Origin of the sequence: Marinobacter sp. EN3 (assembly GCF_000475315.1) — a bacterium.
Classification (GTDB): domain Bacteria; phylum Pseudomonadota; class Gammaproteobacteria; order Pseudomonadales; family Oleiphilaceae; genus Marinobacter; species Marinobacter nauticus.
In genome coordinates, this window is sequence record NZ_AXCC01000001.1 from 713,858 (window position 1) to 730,048 (window position 16,191).

Annotated in this window: 11 protein-coding genes and 1 tRNA gene; 7 read left to right on the forward strand and 5 right to left on the reverse strand. The window is 56.7% G+C overall.

Features of this window, described 5'->3' with window-relative positions:
• Positions 1-97: 97 nt before the first annotated feature.
• The 4 genes from Q675_RS22875 to Q675_RS22890 all read left to right on the forward strand — a co-directional run bounded on the left by Q675_RS22875 (position 98) and on the right by Q675_RS22890 (position 3,883).
• On the forward strand, positions 98-481 hold the full coding sequence (locus Q675_RS22875; protein WP_023010618.1) for a hypothetical protein: 384 nt from the start codon (positions 98-100) through the stop codon (positions 479-481).
• Between the two features lie 132 nt (positions 482-613).
• Positions 614-1,420, forward strand: a complete 807-nt coding sequence (locus Q675_RS22880; protein WP_022991663.1) for an ATP-dependent zinc protease — start codon at positions 614-616, stop codon at positions 1,418-1,420.
• The gene (locus tag Q675_RS22885) at positions 1,417-2,934 is read left to right on the forward strand and encodes an inactive transglutaminase family protein (protein WP_014420997.1); all 1,518 of its coding nucleotides are present in this window, start codon (positions 1,417-1,419) and stop codon (positions 2,932-2,934) included. The genes Q675_RS22880 and Q675_RS22885 overlap by 4 nt, the downstream gene beginning before the upstream one ends.
• A gap of 1 nt (position 2,935) precedes the next feature.
• Positions 2,936-3,883: an alpha-L-glutamate ligase-like protein gene (locus Q675_RS22890; RefSeq protein WP_031210452.1), complete on the forward strand. Its 948-nt coding sequence runs from the start codon at positions 2,936-2,938 to the stop codon at positions 3,881-3,883.
• 70 nt (positions 3,884-3,953) lie between these two features.
• On the opposite strand, the gene Q675_RS22895 is transcribed toward Q675_RS22890, so the two are convergent.
• The gene (locus Q675_RS22895; protein WP_023009832.1) at positions 3,954-5,549 is read right to left on the reverse strand and encodes a BCCT family transporter; all 1,596 of its coding nucleotides are present in this window, start codon (positions 5,547-5,549) and stop codon (positions 3,954-3,956) included.
• 272 nt (positions 5,550-5,821) lie between these two features.
• Here Q675_RS22895 and Q675_RS22900 point away from each other — a divergent pair, with 272 nt between their 5' ends.
• Positions 5,822-7,465: an FMN-binding glutamate synthase family protein gene (locus tag Q675_RS22900; RefSeq protein ID WP_023010619.1), complete on the forward strand. Its 1,644-nt coding sequence runs from the start codon at positions 5,822-5,824 to the stop codon at positions 7,463-7,465.
• A gap of 110 nt (positions 7,466-7,575) precedes the next feature.
• Positions 7,576-7,652, forward strand: a tRNA-Pro gene (locus Q675_RS22905).
• A 50-nt stretch (positions 7,653-7,702) separates the two neighbouring features.
• Here the strand turns inward: Q675_RS22905 and Q675_RS22910 are convergent.
• Both Q675_RS22910 and Q675_RS22915 read right to left on the reverse strand, forming a co-directional pair.
• Positions 7,703-8,968, reverse strand: a complete 1,266-nt coding sequence (locus Q675_RS22910; protein ID WP_011785521.1) for an MFS transporter — start codon at positions 8,966-8,968, stop codon at positions 7,703-7,705.
• A 2-nt stretch (positions 8,969-8,970) separates the two neighbouring features.
• The gene (locus Q675_RS22915; protein ID WP_081698829.1) at positions 8,971-10,155 is read right to left on the reverse strand and encodes an MFS transporter; all 1,185 of its coding nucleotides are present in this window, start codon (positions 10,153-10,155) and stop codon (positions 8,971-8,973) included.
• Positions 10,156-10,245: 90 nt separating this feature from the next.
• Between Q675_RS22915 and Q675_RS22920 the strand changes: the two genes are divergently transcribed.
• The gene (locus Q675_RS22920) at positions 10,246-10,968 is read left to right on the forward strand and encodes a Crp/Fnr family transcriptional regulator (protein WP_023010621.1); all 723 of its coding nucleotides are present in this window, start codon (positions 10,246-10,248) and stop codon (positions 10,966-10,968) included.
• Here the strand turns inward: Q675_RS22920 and Q675_RS37700 are convergent.
• Both Q675_RS37700 and putA read right to left on the reverse strand, forming a co-directional pair.
• The gene (locus tag Q675_RS37700; RefSeq protein ID WP_023010622.1) at positions 10,965-12,353 is read right to left on the reverse strand and encodes a diguanylate cyclase domain-containing protein; all 1,389 of its coding nucleotides are present in this window, start codon (positions 12,351-12,353) and stop codon (positions 10,965-10,967) included. The two genes, Q675_RS22920 and Q675_RS37700, sit on opposite strands and share 4 nt — an antisense overlap.
• Before the next feature lie 146 nt (positions 12,354-12,499).
• Positions 12,500-16,129: a bifunctional proline dehydrogenase/L-glutamate gamma-semialdehyde dehydrogenase PutA gene (gene putA / locus Q675_RS22925; RefSeq protein ID WP_023010623.1), complete on the reverse strand. Its 3,630-nt coding sequence runs from the start codon at positions 16,127-16,129 to the stop codon at positions 12,500-12,502.
• Between the last annotated feature and the right edge of the window lie 62 nt (positions 16,130-16,191).

The following is a 16,191-nucleotide window of genomic DNA, read 5'->3' on the forward strand; positions in this document are numbered from 1 at the left end:
CCTATGGACGCAGAGCGTAAATTGCTCTACAACGGTTAAAAAGCACCCAACCGGAGTGCTAAAGCCGTAAACGGAAAGCTGACTGGCAGGTCGGAGCATGTTCAAGGAATTGTGGAGAAAATTCGGGTCCGATTTCCTGCAGGCTACCTGTGTGGAAGACGAACAGACATTGTCTTCGGAAAATCAGCGCTCAGCGGACAAGCATGTGCGGGTTTTGCCTCACATCACCCACACGGGCGAGTTCCACCTTGAACGGCTGACCCAGTTGCTGAAAAGCCGCTACGGCAAGAGCTTCACGGTGCCTACCGACACCACCTCCAGCGATCGCGCGCTTAAAGATGTCATTTCCTTCGCCGCCCGCATTCAGGACCAGGATATCCAGCGAGAGCTGCTACTGTTCTACCTGAATTGTTCCCCGGTCATCCAGGAGTACCTGAGATCAGAGACGCCGCTGGGCCAGGGGCCTTTCCTGGGCCGGTAAAGATGCGCCTTAACCATCTGTAAAGTCACCACACAGGTACGTTGTAGTATACTCTCCCGCCTGATTGACAACACATCCAATGGCTGAGGCATCCAGTGCCAATAATTCTCACGGCCGGTTCAGGGGATATTCATGGGGTCCAGTGTTTCGCAAACCCGCTCATTGTTCGCAGTTGCCTTAACAGGGCTGGCAGTCGCACTTTCTGGTTGCGCTTCCGATCGTTATTTCATGGTACCGAAAGAGAATATTGAAGAGGTGCGAGCCTCGGTCCAAAGCCAGCGTGCGACCCTTGTTACCATGGAGCAGAATGCCGGTGTAAGGCACGAAAAGCTCCTGCAGCAGAATCAGGATTCTACCCAGACCATTCTTCAGGCCATTGCCACTCAGGTTGAAAAGCCATCGTGCCCACCACCAAAGGCAGCACCTACCTGCCCCGCTTCCCGCGAAGATAAAGGCCGGGCGGATCGCCTCAAAGGCAAAGTCGTTGTCGGTGAGGTCGAAAAGTTTTTCCTGGCTGGCCCCGACCATGTCTATACCGCCCGAATCGACAGTGGCGCGGAAACCTCTTCCATACACGCCCGTAACGTCCAGCGCTTTGAACGGGATGGCAGCAACTGGGTACGCTTTGAAGTGCCCGTTCCCGGTACTGAGGATGCCGAGTGGGTAGCCATGGAGAAAGAAATCTCCAGGCGCGTGAAGATTATCCAGTCCAGTGCCGATGAGTCAGAGCGCCGGGTGGTGGTGGAGCTTCAGTTTGCCATCGGCGACCACCAGCAGGTGGCTGAGTTTACGTTGGCCGACCGGACAAATCTGACTTACGAAGTCCTGATTGGCCGCAACGTATTGCGAGACGTCATGTTGATCGATGTCGGCAAGGAATTCGCAACCGAGTTGCCCGAATCCTACCTTGAACAAGCGGCAAACGGAGAGGAAGAATGACGGTACGCTCCCGGGTCCCGTTTTACGTGTTTGTCTTCCTGTTGATTGCGGCAGGGATAGCGATCGCCACCTGGCGCCATCTGGAACTGGGTATTCCGTGGATGACCGGTGAACAACGTCCGGTCTGGATGATTGAGGCGCGAGTCGATTTTGAGGGCCAGAACAGCCCGGCTGAAGTGAGCCTGCACATCCCGGAGCAACCGCCCGGCTTCCGTATCCTGACGGAGCAGGCCGCCTCGCCCGGCTACGGCTTCTCAATTCTGGATAGCAACAGCGGGCGCAGGGCCCAGTGGACAAAACGAGACGTCGCCGGTCCTCAGACTCTCTATTTCAAGGCACAGTTTGTACCGGATGAAGACGCAATTCATACTCCGCCAGTGCGTAAACCCCGGGCATTGACGGTTTTCTGGGAAGAGCCCCAGGCCACCGCCGTAAGAGAGCTCCTGACCCAGGCTTCCGAGCGATCCAGTTCCCCGGAGAGCATGACCCGCGAGCTGATCCGCCTGATGCAGCCAGACAATCGCACCCAGAACACAACATTACTGGTATCTGACGACAACTATCTGCAACTGCTGGTGAAGATGCTGAACCACGCTGGCATCGCTGCGCGCACCGCAGATGCCCTGAAGCTTGAGGATGCCCGCCGTCGCCAACAACTGGTGCCATTTCTACAGATATACAACGGCAAGCGCTGGCTTACCTTCGACCCGCGCACCGCAGAACAAGGTGTACCGGAAAACCTGTTGCTCTGGAGACAGGGGGCAGATTCCCTCCTCGACGTGGTGGGTGGCGACGACTCCCAGGTAAGCTTTTCCATGCTGCGGCAGACCGTGCCGGCGCTGCAACTGGCAACGCTGGAGTCCAACGCCAATGGGCTGAGTGTGCTCGGTTTCTACCAGCTACCCATCGAAGAACAGAGCATGTTCCGAATGCTGCTGTTGCTCCCCATCGGCGCTCTCATTGTCGCCTTCATGCGGATTGTCATTGGCATCCGGACATCGGGCACCTTCATGCCGGTCCTGATCGCCGTGGCCTTTGTACAGACCACTCTGGTGCCAGGGCTGATCGCATTTCTGTCCGTTGTAGCCATTGGCCTGCTGTTGCGCGGCTATCTTTCCAGCCTGAACCTGCTGCTGGTATCACGCATATCGGCGCTGATCATTCTGGTGATCTTCATCACCGCGGGGCTCAGCATCATTGGCTACCAGATGGGCTTTAACACCGGCATGACCGTCACCTTCTTTCCCATGGTGATCATCGCCTGGACCATCGAGCGTATGTCCATTCTCTGGGAAGAGGAAGGCGCCCGCGAAGTGCTGGTGCAGGGTTCAGGCAGTCTGTTTGTGGCCATCTGCGCCTACCTGGCCATGAGCACTCCGCTGGCTGGCCACCTCACCTTCAACTTCCCGGAGTTACATCTGGTTATTCTCGGGCTGATCCTGCTGATGGGTCAGTACACCGGCTACAAGCTCAGCGAGCTCAAGCGGTTTACCCCGATGAAGGCCTACGACTGATATGGACTGGATCTCTCCACGCAGGCTGAAAAATCTCGGGATGCTGAACATGAACCGGCGCAATGTAGATTACATTGCCCGGTACAATGATCGCACCTCCTACCCGCTGGTGGACAACAAGTTGAAAACCAAGCTTGCGGTCAGCGAATACGGCGTAAAAACCCCCAAGCTGCTGCAGGTGGTTCGCCAACAACACGAAATCTCCCATTTTCGGGAAATGGCAGAGGATCTGGCCGGTTTCGCCATCAAGCCAGCAAAAGGCTCTGGCGGCAAGGGCATTACCGTGATTACCGGGCGAGACGGCGACGACTTTATCAAGGCCTCCAGCGCCCGCATTTCCGTCGCCATGCTGGAGCGTCACCTTACCAATATTCTGGCTGGCCTGTATTCCCTGGCCGGTACCCCGGATGTTGCCATTGTTGAAAACCTGGTTCAGTCCTCCCCGGCACTCGCCAAGTACTCCTTCCAGGGCGTTCCCGACATCCGGATCGTGGTGTTTCAGGGATATCCCGTCATGGCTATGCTCCGTCTGGCAACCACCGCGTCCGACGGTAAAGCCAACCTGCACCAGGGGGCTGTTGGCGTCGGGCTGGATATCGGCTCTGGCCAGAGTCTGAACGCAGTTCAGTTCAATCGGCCGATTACCCTGCACCCGGACACCGGGCTGGCTCTGGAGAATATCCGGATTGAAGACTGGGAAAACATGCTGGAAATGGCAGCCCGATGCTATGAGGCCACCGGCCTGGGATATATGGGGGTAGACCTGGTGGTGGACGCCAACGAAGGTCCTCTTCTGCTCGAACTGAACGCCCGGCCCGGACTGGCCATTCAGATGGCCAACGGCTGCGGCCTGCTGCCCAGACTCAACGCGATCGAGAGCCTCAAGCGCCCGCACTTCAGCCCCAGAGAACGAGCGCTGTTTGCCATGGAAAGCTTTTCCCGGCGCTGACGATCAGTATTTGGGCATAAAAAAACCGGAGCTGGTGTGGCTCCGGTTTTTTTTTATTCAGACCCGCTGATCAGGAGGTCAGCTCACCCCTTTGCAGAAGCAACTTCCTCTCGTGGGTCAGGCCTTTCAACAAGCCCCAGGTCATCAGCAGAAGTATTACAGTAAAGGGCAACCCGGCACTGATGGCAACCGCCTGGATCGCACCCAGAGCGTCTTCGCCACCGCCGAAGATCAACGCCGCCGCAATGGCACCTTCCATGACCACCCAGAATACACGCTGAGCCGTCGGGGCATCGGTTTTGCCGCCAGCGGTGATGCTGTCGATCACAAGCGAGCCGGAATCCGACGAGGTTACGAAGAACACCAGCACCAGGATAATACCGACGAACGAGACAATGCCGGTCCAGGGCAGCTGCTCAAACATCTGGAAGGTCGCCAGAGAAACCTCGGTCAGCCCTTTGTCTGCGAGCACACCAACGCCTTGCTGGATCTGTTCCAGTGCCGTGCCACCGAAACCACTCATCCATACGGTGGTGATCAAGGTCGGGATAATCAGAACCGCAGTGACAAACTCACGTACTGTCCGGCCTTTTGAAACCCGCGCGATAAACATACCTACGAACGGTGACCAGGAAATCCACCAGGCCCAGTAGAATACAGTCCAGCCCTGGAACCACGCCTCGTCTTCACGACCAAACGGATTACTCAGCGGCACAATGTTGGCCACGTAGGTGGAAGAGGTTACCCAGATGGTCTCCAGAATGGTCATGGTCGGACCGGCGAAGATCACGAAGAACAACACGATGCCCGCAGTCGCCATGTTGATGTTACTGAGCACCTTCACGCCGCCGTCCAGGCCACGCAGCACGGAAATGAGCGCCAAGGCCGTAACGCCAACAATGATAGCCATCTGCACATTGGTGCCAGAACCTACCTGAAACAGGTAATCCAGGCCGGAGGCAGCCTGCTGGGCACCAAAGCCAAGTGACGTGGCCAGACCAAAGATGGTGGCCACAACCGCGAGGACATCAATGATGTGCCCCGGCCAGCCCCACACCTTGTCTTTCAGCAGTGGGAAAAACGCGGAACGGATGGTCAGTGGCATGTTCTTGTTGAACGCAAAGAACGCCAGAGACAGGGCCACGATGGCGTAGATTGCCCAGGGGTGCAGCCCCCAGTGATAAAGGGTTGCTCCCATCGCCAGATCACGCGCTTCGGGAGAGTTGGCAGCCACGTTGAAGGGAGTTTCATACCAGCCTGTATAGTAGGCCACCGGCTCGGCCACGGCCCAGAACATCAGGCCGATCCCCATCCCGGCTGCGAACAGCATGGCAAACCAGGACATGGTTGAGAATTCGGGCGTTGCATCCTGTCCGCCCAGCCGGATCTTGCCCACCGGCATGAAGATCAGCGCAAGGCTGACAACCACGAAAATGTTGGCGCTGAGCAGGAAGAACCAGTCAAAACTGGCAATAATGTCCCACTTGGCCCCATCAAGAGTCTCCTTCGCCGCTGCCGGAAACATCAGGGTTCCGATAACAAACAGAACCACAATGATGGCCGCTACCGGGAAAACCCAGTTATGAAGATCCAGGCCGAACGGATTGATATTATCCTGGCCTGCGACGTAATCCGTCTGATATTCGTCTTTCACTACCTCGCCCACGTTGGCGCCTCCTGGTCTGGTGTGATCACTGAATATGCTGAGTGAATGGATAACGCAATGAACAATCATTCATACGTTACAAGCCGGTCATTTTATTACTTTGAACTCAAAACATCAAAAGCAAGAAAAATGCCTTTTTTATCTACATCAGCATAGTCCAGATTTTGCAGAGGCAAAGATTGTTCCCTGAAACAGGTCTACTACCCGGACAGGTAACGTAGTTATACTGCAAGGTTTCTCCGGCACCCGCCCGACAGCAATCAGAGGTATTCATGGAAAAAACCACCACCTTCCCTTTGCGCTATTCTGCTTATGTCCTCAGCATCGCCGGGCTGCTGGTGTCGTTACCGGTAACGCTTTGGCTTGGAGCAGGCTATCTGTTTCCGGTGATTTTTGGTGCGCTCACAGCCCTCGGCACCTGGGATTTACTGCAGCGAAAGCATACTGTTAGCCGAAACTATCCCATTATGGCCAACTTCCGGTATCTGTTTGAGTCCATCGGCCCGGAGATCAGGCAGTACTTTATCCAGTCCGATACGGAGGAGCGGCCCTTCTCGCGGGAACAGCGCACTATTATCTACCAGCGGGCGAAGAACGTGCTCGACAAGCGACCATTCGGCTCACAGTTAGGCATGTACGAGGAGGGCTTTGAATGGATGAACCACTCGCTCACCCCAACCCGACTCGACAGCAGTGACTTCCGGATTCTGATCGGCAAAAACTGCGAGAAACCTTACAGTGCCAGCGTTTTCAATATCTCCGCCATGAGCTTTGGCTCACTCTCCGCCAACGCCATTCTCAGCCTGAACACCGGTGCAAAGAAGGGCGGCTTCTACCACGATACGGGGGAAGGATCGATCTCCCGCTACCATCGGGAACCCGGTGGAGATCTGGTCTGGGAAATCGGTTCCGGCTATTTCGGTTGCCGGCATCCCGACGGCTCCTTCAATGCCGAGATGTTCGAAAGGAATGCCACCCTGGACCAGGTCAAAATGATAGAGGTCAAACTATCTCAAGGGGCAAAACCAGGCCACGGTGGCATTTTACCTGGTGCAAAAGTGACCCCCGAAATCGCTGAAGCCCGAGGCGTTCAGGTTGGCGAAGATTGTATTTCACCCGCCAGCCATTCCGCCTTTTCCACCCCCATTGAACTGCTGGAATTCCTCGAACAGCTGCGAAGCCTCTCCGGCGGCAAACCGGTCGGCTTCAAGCTCGCCATTGGCCACCCCTGGGAATGGTTCGCCATCGTTAAGGCCATGCTGAAGACAGGCAAAAAGCCCGATTTCATCGTGGTTGATGGCGGCGAAGGCGGCACCGGTGCGGCGCCACTGGAGTTCATCAATCGCCTTGGCATGCCGATGACTGAAGCCCTGCTTCTGGTTCATAACACACTGGTGGGTACCCACCTGCGCGAAGACATCGCCATTGGCGCCGCAGGCAAGATTACGTCCGCTTTCAATATTGCCCGTACCCTTGCTCTCGGAGCGGACTGGTGTAATTCCGCCAGGGGCTACATGTTTTCCCTGGGCTGCATCCAGGCATTGAATTGTCATACCGGCCGCTGTCCCAGCGGGGTCGCAACGCAAGATCCCCGTCGTGGCAATAAACTGGACGTCCCCTTGAAAAGCGAGCGGGTATTCAACTTTCATAAGAATACCCTGGATGCCCTCCAGAATCTGCTTGAGGCCTCGGGGCTCCGGCATCCCTCTGAGCTTGGCCCGGAGCACATCGTCCGTCGCGTCTCCAAAACCGAAGTGCATAGCTATCTGGACCTGTTTCCGTTCCTCGAACCGGGAGCACTACTGGAGGGCAAAACCGGCCTTAGGGTGTTCGACAAGTACTGGGAAAGCGCCCAACCGGATACCTTCGAGCCGCCGGAATTCATCCTGGCACTGCGGGAGACCAAGTTACGTTGATTTCGAGAGAAATTCGCCAGCCCGGTGTTTATTTTTAGCCTGGGCTGGTGTAGACTTCGCTCCCGCTAAGCCACTGAGATAAACCTTGTTTCTCGGCGGCTTGCAGTTTACGGGGCGTAGCGCAGCTTGGTAGCGCACTTGCATGGGGTGCAAGGGGTCGTAGGTTCAAATCCTACCGTCCCGACCAGAATTCCCTACACAAAGCCCGGGCCGAAAGGTCCGGGCTTTGTTGTTTTATCAGGCCGCAACCGCCTGCCCTCGCTTCTCCCAGGGGTATTCCCGAATCGGCAGGTGAATCAGTGCCGACAAGGCCCCGACGCCAACACCGATCCACCACACCAGCGTGTAGTTATGGTAGAGGTCGTACAGGGCTCCACCCAGCCAGACACCAAGAAAACCGCCAAGCTGGTGCGAAAAGAATACCAGGCCATAGAGCGTGCCCATGTACTTCAACCCGTAGATGTGCGCAACCAGGCCGGAAGTCAGCGGCACCGTCGCCAACCACAACGAACCCATTGCCACCGAGAAGAGCACCACGCTTTCAGGAGTAATGGGCGCCATGATAAAGGCGGCAGAGACGATTGTTCGTAACAGGTAAATCGTCGCCAGAAGGTACTTGCGCGAGTAACGGTTACCCAACCAGCCGGCCATCAGTGTGCCACCGATATTGAACAGACCGATCAGAGCAATTGAGATGGCGCCGAGCCCGGACGCTGACGTTACCCCCAGCACGTAGATCAGGCTGTCTGGCGTAATTGGCCCACACATTTCGGTTATAAACGCCGGAAAATGCGCGGTGATGAACGCCAGTTGGTACCCGCAAGAGAAAAAGCCGATAAAAATGAACAGAAACGAGGGGTCTTTCACCGCTCGCTTCAGCACCACTCCCATCGGTTCATCGGTCGAGACCGAGGGTGCCGCCTTGGGTGCCCGCATAAACAGAAGGGCAAGCATCGACACCGTAATGAAACCGGCCAGCACCATGAACACGCTTTGCCAGGGCATCTGGCTCAGCAGCGCCTGCGCGACGGGCGGGCCAATGATCTGCCCTGCAGAACCGGCTGCGGTTGCAATACCCAGCGCCATGGAGCGATGCTTTTCCGGGGCAGAGCGCCCTACGACAGCGAGGATGACCCCGAATCCGGTTCCGGCAATCCCGAACCCAACCAGCATTTCCAGAAGCTGGTGCTGGCCCGGGGTAATGGCGAATGCCGAGGCAACCAGCCCGACCACGTAACAGATACCGCCCACCAGGATAGCTTTGCGATCACCGTAGCGTTCGGCAAAAGCTCCAAAAATCGGCTGCCCGATGCCCCAGAACAGGTTCTGTATGGCGATGGCCAGAGAAAAGGACTCCCTTGGCCATGCAAACTCCAGGGCTATCGGCAGTTGAAACAGGCCGAATGAGGCCCGCACGGAAAAGCCAACCAGAATAATAATACAGCCTGCGACAAGTACAGGGTTGATCAGTCGATCATAGGTGCCGGAGGCCGTGCCAGACATGGTTACAGATTCCTGGAGCTGAACAGTCGGTGCGCCAGAATAAGCGCGAAGCCAATCAGTATACCTGAAGCAGCGAAAGCCAGGGTAAAGCCGCTCAGTTCAAGTAGCAGGCCAAAGAACAGGGGCGCCAGAAAGTGCACCGCCCGGTTTGCCATCAAACGCATACCCAATGCCCCTGCACGCCGCTCACGTTCCACAGATTCCGCCAGGATCACCATGGATAAAGGCTGGGTAAGACCGGAACCGATACCGACCAGCATGGCCAGGGCAGCCATCAGCAGCAACTGCTCAGACGCCCCCAGAAAAGCCAAGCCAGCGGCAAGGGTACCGAGCGAGAGTAACACTGTCGGCACGCGGCCTCCGGCAAGTGCAATAATGCGCGCCATAAACGGCCGAACCAGCATGGACACACCGGCTCGAAGACTGACCAGAACTCCGATAATCAACGGGCTGATGGCCAGGCTCTCCAGGTACACTGGCAAATAGCTGCCGTAGACCCCGAGCGCGAACATCCCCAATACCGTGACCAGAATCGACAACTGCACCCCACGGTTACTGCCGACAAGCTGCCATTGCGCCCGGAAACCCGCCTGCTGTCGGGTAACGTGAATACGCTCCCTCGCCTGCCCGGTCAGGCGGAGTGTTACAACGCCCGAGACCAGTGCAAACAGAGCCATCACAAGGAACACGTACTCGGTATCGGAAGACTTCAGCACAACACCGGCCAACAGGGGGCCGATAACCTGCCCGCCCGACAGCCAGGTGGCATACCAGCCAAAGTACTGCTCCAGCCTCGGCCCGGTGCCCAGGTTGGAAATGATGGTCTGGGCGGCCAGCACCATCTGGAGGTGAGCCAGCCCCACCAGCAACTGGCCTATCACAAGCCCCGCATAGCCATACCAGGTATGCATCGATAGCAAACCTGCCACCATAATGCCCGCCCCGGCCAGTAGCGTGGCCCGTCCACCATAACGACTGACGACTCCACCGAGGGGAATGGCAAGCACCAGCGGTAAAAGATACTGAGCACTCAATACCGCCCCCAGAACAAGTGGAGAGGCACCGAGCTGAAGTCCGTAAACGGGCACCGCCACGATGAGCATCGAATAGACAACAAAGCAGAGTGTCAGTGAGAGACAGACAACAACAAAGTTCTGGGCAGCTTCAGTTTGCTGATAATTGCGCATTGAATATTTGGTTGTGCTAGTGTCCAAAAAAGCGTGTGTATTCCATGTTCATATGTACACGGCAAACTCACACTGACCCGGGGGATAGATATGAAAGAGGCACCATCATCTCCGGAGCAAAACCATCTACTCGCGGCCTTGCCAAGCGACGCTAAAGAGCGGATCTTTCCGAATCTCAGGCTGGTTGACCTCAAGCTGGGCGACGTAATCTATGAATCCGGCCAGCCCATTGAGTTTGTCTATTTTCCGACTGACTGCATTATCTCTCTTCTGTACGTTATGCTGAACGGCGCTTCGGCCGAAATTTCTGTGGTCGGCAACGACGGCATGGCCGGGATCGCGGTGTTCATGGGCGGAGAGAGTACCCCCACCCGAACCATTGTGCAAAGCCGGGGCTACGCCTACCGAATGCCCTCCCCAGAACTCAAAACCGAGTTCAACAATCACGCCGACATACGTGTTCTGATGCTGCGCTACACCCAGGCACTGATCACTCAAATGTCCCAGACTGCCGTATGCAACCGCCACCACACCATAGACCAACAACTCTGCCGCTGGCTGCTCCTGTCTCTGGATCGACTTCCTCAAAACAGACTGTCCATGACTCAGGAGTTGATCGCCAATATGCTGGGAGTTCGTCGGGAGGGAGTAACGGAAGCCGCGGGAAAGCTACAAAAGCTGGGGGTTATTCAATATCACCGTGGGCAGATCACAGTGATGGATAGGCCCAGGCTCGAAGCACTCTGCTGTGAATGCTACGACGTGGTAAAACAGGAAACCGACCGGTTATTTCCTGGCAAGGTCACGCTTTAGGTAAGTTGTCGCAGGCTGTCGGTGGCGATGATCAGGCTGCCGGTGAAAGGTGAGCGATTCAGATTTTTGATTCGGTACATATCGACATCTGCGCTCCTTACCAGATCTTCCACAGATTCACCGTTATCCGGATATACACTCATCCCGATGCTGAGTTGAAGTGAAACCTCCTGTCCACCAATGTGCATGGGTACTGCGGCGGCTCGGCGAATCTTTTCGGCCACCGCATCAATATGATCGGGCCGGGCGAGTTCGCTCAATAGCACCACAAACTCATCTCCCCCATAGCGACAAACGGTATCCGCCGCCCGGACACAGCTTCTCAGCTTGCCCGCCAACGCACTCAGAATCATGTCACCAGCCTGGTGGCCCAGAATGTCATTAATACCCTTAAAATTATCTAGATCGATAAACAGCAACCCCATCTGTTTATCGTGCCGGCGCGCCATTGCCAGTGCCTGATCAAACCTCTCATAGAAGGCATTGCGGTTCTGCAGCCCGGTCAGTGCATCATGCTGGGCCAGGTGAACCATCCGGTTCATGGCTTCCTGTGAAAACCGGGCTTCTCGAAATACGATAACCGCCCCGACAACCGTGCCCTTGCGATCATGAACAGGCGCTGCGGTGTCTTCAACCTCTACCTCCACGCCATTGTTGATCACAACAAGCATGTTCGCCTCCAGGGCCACGGGGCCATCAGAGTGAATCGCTCTGTGTGCAGGATCATCTACCCGATGGCCCGTGGTCACCTCACACAATTGAATAATCTCGTTCAGAGGCTGGCCAAGCACTTCCGTTCGGCTGTATCTGGTCAGTGACTCCGCTGCCAGATTCATGTAGGTGACCAGCCCGTTGATGTCGGTACTGATGACCGCGTCGCCAATCGCATCAAGCGTTACCCGGGCCCGATCCCGCTCCTCAAACAGCTGTTGCTCCGCTTTTTGACAGGCCCGTTGTTTCGACTTGAAGCCGGCTATGTCCTCGGCGGTATGCACATATCCATGGCCGGATACCGCGTCTGCCAGCAAGATTGCATTGCGACGAACCCAGACCGTTTTACCATCGGAGCGCCTTATGCGGGACTCACATCGAAAAGAGGCCTGTCCAAGTACCGCGTCATTCCAGTGTTTTATAACTTTTTCACGGTCCTTCGGGTGGATAACAGCACTCCAGTGAGAGCCGATTAACTCGTCTCCGGACCAGCCGGAAAGTTCCTGATAGGCAGCGTTGCTGTATAGACAGATACCATCCCGGTCAGTCACCAGAATGCCCAACGGCAGCATGTCACTCAGGGAAAACCCGTCATTCTTTTGACCATCTCGGTGTTTCGGGCCAGTCGACAAGGGAAAGAAATCGCGATATCGAAGATTGGAACGTTTATCCATGCAGAGGCTCCCGGTGTTTATAATCCAACGCTAGCCCCATAACACAGTCTCGTCAGTTCGCTAGCGCACACACCGGTGGCCAGACAGAAAAAAGCCAGCCTCCTGAGAGGCTGGCCTGGTGCCTGGCAATCAATCGCGAACCGGCTCTATTCAGCCGACGCAATCAGGCTGGCGTTACCGCCGGCCGCTGTGGTGTCGATACACAGATGCCGCTCAATCACGTAGCGCTGATCCAGCTTGTGTTCGGTGATCACCGGCAGCAGCGCGCCCTCACGCTTACTCAGCGCCATGCGGTACTGCTTGAGCAGCGGCTTCTCGGCTACGCTCACCACCGCTTCAAAGCCGGTCAGATGGCTCAGAGCGTCCGGATCAAGCATGCCATCGCTGGCAACAACCGGAAGTCCGGCCTTGATGGCATCGGCCAGTGCCTTCTCGGCGCCCAGTGCAATCACCACCACCCTGTTACCCTGCGACAGAGCTGTGCCCGCCTGCTCGACAGCAGACTCGGCGTCTGGGCCAAGGCATAGCACAAGCCCGCGACCATGGCAGGACAGATGGTTCTGCTCGCCCGTCGGCCCCGGCATTTCCTCGTACCCCTCGTCCAGAGGCGCCGGCACCTTGCCGAAAAAGGGCTCCAGCAACGCCTGGCGGCCTTCCGCCTCCGGTACTTCCACTTTAGCGAGCTTATCGATCAGCTTCTGGGCCTTGTCAGCACTGAGCACCTTGTCGCTGGACTGAGCCGGCTTTTCAACCACCTCACCGCGCAGGAAGCGACGCACGTATTGCGGCCCACCGGCTTTCGGCCCGGTGCCAGACAGCCCTTCACCACCGAATGGCTGGGAGCCGACGATGGCACCGATCTGGTTGCGATTCACGTAGGTGTTGCCCACCTTGATACGACTGGCAATGTGCTCGATCCGCCGGTCAACGCGGCTATGAATACCGAAAGTCAGGCCGTAGCCCTTGGCATTGACGGCGTCAATCACCTTGTCGATGTCCTTGGCTTCAAACGTGGCCACATGCAGAACCGGGCCGAAGATTTCCTCTTCCAATTCTTCAATTCCGCTCACCTGAAGCACTGCCGGCGATACAAACAGGCCCTTCTCCGGCACATTCAGTTTCTTGAGCAGCTTGCCCTGCTGCTCGAATTTCTGGCAATGGTCAGTAATCTTCTTGCGGGCATTTTCGTCGATCACCGGGCCCACATCGGTCGACAACTGCCATGGATCACCAATACCCAGTTCCTCCATGGCACCGTAAAGCATTTCCAGCAAATTATCGGCAATGTCCTTCTGCACATACAGCATGCGAAGTGCAGAGCAGCGCTGGCCGGCACTCTGGAAGGAGGATGCCAGCACGTCACGCACCACCTGCTCCGGCAACGCGGTGGAATCCACAATCATGGCGTTCAGACCACCGGTTTCTGCCACCAGCGGTGCATCCGGCTCCATGTGTTCGGTCATGGCCTTGTTGATCCGCTGTGCGGTCGCGGTTGAACCCGTGAAACACACACCGGTCACCCGGGCATCGGACGTCAGGCCGGAACCCACGGTGGCGCCGGTGCCGGGCAATAACTGAATCGCGGCCCTGGGTATGCCGGCCTTATGCATCAGCTCTACAGCACGGAAGGCCAGCAGCGAGGTTTGCTCTGCCGGCTTGGCGACTACCGCGTTACCGGCCGCCAGGTTCGCCAGTATCTGTCCGGTAAAGATCGCCAGCGGGAAGTTCCAGGGCGAGATGCAGCACATCACACCACGGGCTTCGCCGTCATTCTTGTAACGGATGCCTTCGTTGGCATAGAACATGGCAAAATCCACGGCCTCGCGAATCTCGGCCACGGCATCCAGCAGGGATTTGCCTGCTTCTCGGGTGGTTAGCGCAAACAGCTCGTGCACGTTCTCTTCGTACAGGTCGCCGACCCTGCGAATCATGGCCGCACGCTCTTCCGCCGGTACCGAAGACCACTGTTTGAAGCCCTCCTGAGCGGCGTCCAGAGCCGACGAAATATCCGCCTCTGAGGTATAGGTGATGTGACCGACCAGGTCGTCCGGGTTTGCAGGATTCCGCACCTCAACCACTTCGTCACTGACAGAATCCACGGCCAGTATCGGGCCACCTTTCCACTGATGGCTATTGTAACGGTTACGACCTTCATCAATCTCAGCCACCGTCACCGGATCCGTAATATCCCATCCTTTGGAGTTTCGACGCTGCTCACCAAAGATTTTCGACGGATGCACAATCGCTTTGCTGGACAGGTTATGGCCAAGGCCCACCACCACATCAATAGGGTCTTTGGCGATTTCTTCCGGGGTGATGCTGGTATCCACAATCTGGTTAACAAAGGAACTGTTGGCACCGTTCTCCAGCAACCGGCGAACCAGGTAAGCCAGCAGGTCTTTGTGAGCACCCACCGGCGCGTAGATCCGGCAAGGCACACCACTGTCCTCCAGAACCTGATCGTGCAGGGATTCCCCCATACCATGCAGGCGCTGGAACTCGAATTTATCCCGACTCAGATCCTTGGCCAGTTCCAGCACCGCTGACACCGAATGGGCGTTGTGGGTGGCGAACTGCGGGTAGATACGGTCGGTCATGCCCAGAAGCTTGCGAGCACCGGCCAGGTAAGCGACGTCGCTGCAGGCCTTGCGGGTGAAGACCGGAAAGTCTGACAGGCCCATCACCTGGGCACGCTTGATCTCGGCATCCCAGTAAGCACCTTTAACCAGCCGCACCATGATGCGGCGATCCAGTTTTTCAGAAAGCGCATAGAGCCAGTCCAGGGTCTGCGAGGCACGCTTGCCGAACGCCTGGACCACAACACCAAAACCTTGCCAGTCTTTCAGTTCCGGGTCGGACAGGATGGCCTCAATCACATCCAGGGAAAGATCCAGACGATCCTGCTCTTCGGCATCAATATTGAAGCCCATGTTGGCCGCTGCCGCCTTTTTGGCGAGCTTAAGTGCCCGGGGCATGAGCTCATTCATCACCCGCTCTTTATGCCCGTACTCATAGCGTGCCAGCAGCGCCGACAGCTTCACCGAGATACCCGGATTCGTTCTTACATCGCCTTTGCAGCGCTTGCTGATGCTGTCAATGGCATCAGAGTACGCCTGGTAATAACGCTGAGCATCGGCATCGGTGCGCGCCGCTTCGCCCAGCATGTCATAGGAATAGGTATAGCCCCGCTCTTCCTGGGACTTGCCGCGGTCCTGTGCCTCTTCAATGGTACGACCCAGTACAAACTGGCGCCCCATTTCCTTCATGGCCTGGCCCGCCACGGTTCGCACAACCGGTTCGCCCAGGCGCTTTACCAGCTTACGCAAGGTATCACCCACACTCTGGCGCTCGGAATCCTTCAGCAGGTTGCTGGTCATCAGCAGGGCCAGGGTGGCCGAGTTGATCATTCCGGATTTGGCTTTGCCCACGTGAGCCCCCCAGTTGCCCGAGGTGATCTTGTCTTCGATCAGGTCCTGGATGGTGAGGTTGTCGGGTACCCGCAGCAAAGCCTCCGCCAGGCACATAAGAGCCACCCCTTCTTTGGTGGTCAGCCCATATTCGGCGAGAAACTTTTCCATGATGGTCGGGCGGGCGCTGTTGCGCACATCCCGCACCAGCTCTGCCGCCCGGGCCGAAATGGCCTTGCGGGTTTCATCCGACAACTGGGCCTCAGCAATCAGCCGGTGGATCACTTCGTGTTCATCTGCCAGGTAGTTTGCACGGATCGCCTGGCGAATGTCGTTAAGTTCCGGTGCCACAGATTGCTGAAGACTCATGGTGTACCCTCCTGATTGTTTGAATACTGACCGCATTTTAGCGAAGCAGGTACATGCAATTA

Coding starts and splice junctions, on each gene's coding strand:
- Q675_RS22875 (WP_023010618.1), top strand. CDS start 98: ATGTTCAAGGAATTGTGGAGAAAATTCGGGTCCGATTTCCTGCAGGCT.
- Q675_RS22880 (WP_022991663.1), top strand. CDS start 614: ATGGGGTCCAGTGTTTCGCAAACCCGCTCATTGTTCGCAGTTGCCTTA.
- Q675_RS22885 (WP_014420997.1), top strand. CDS start 1,417: ATGACGGTACGCTCCCGGGTCCCGTTTTACGTGTTTGTCTTCCTGTTG.
- Q675_RS22890 (WP_031210452.1), top strand. CDS start 2,936: ATGGACTGGATCTCTCCACGCAGGCTGAAAAATCTCGGGATGCTGAAC.
- Q675_RS22900 (WP_023010619.1), top strand. CDS start 5,822: ATGGAAAAAACCACCACCTTCCCTTTGCGCTATTCTGCTTATGTCCTC.
- Q675_RS22910 (WP_011785521.1), bottom strand. CDS start 8,968: ATGTCTGGCACGGCCTCCGGCACCTATGATCGACTGATCAACCCTGTA.
- Q675_RS22915 (WP_081698829.1), bottom strand. CDS start 10,155: ATGCGCAATTATCAGCAAACTGAAGCTGCCCAGAACTTTGTTGTTGTC.
- Q675_RS22920 (WP_023010621.1), top strand. CDS start 10,246: ATGAAAGAGGCACCATCATCTCCGGAGCAAAACCATCTACTCGCGGCC.
- Q675_RS37700 (WP_023010622.1), bottom strand. CDS start 12,353: ATGGATAAACGTTCCAATCTTCGATATCGCGATTTCTTTCCCTTGTCG.
- putA (WP_023010623.1), bottom strand. CDS start 16,129: ATGAGTCTTCAGCAATCTGTGGCACCGGAACTTAACGACATTCGCCAG.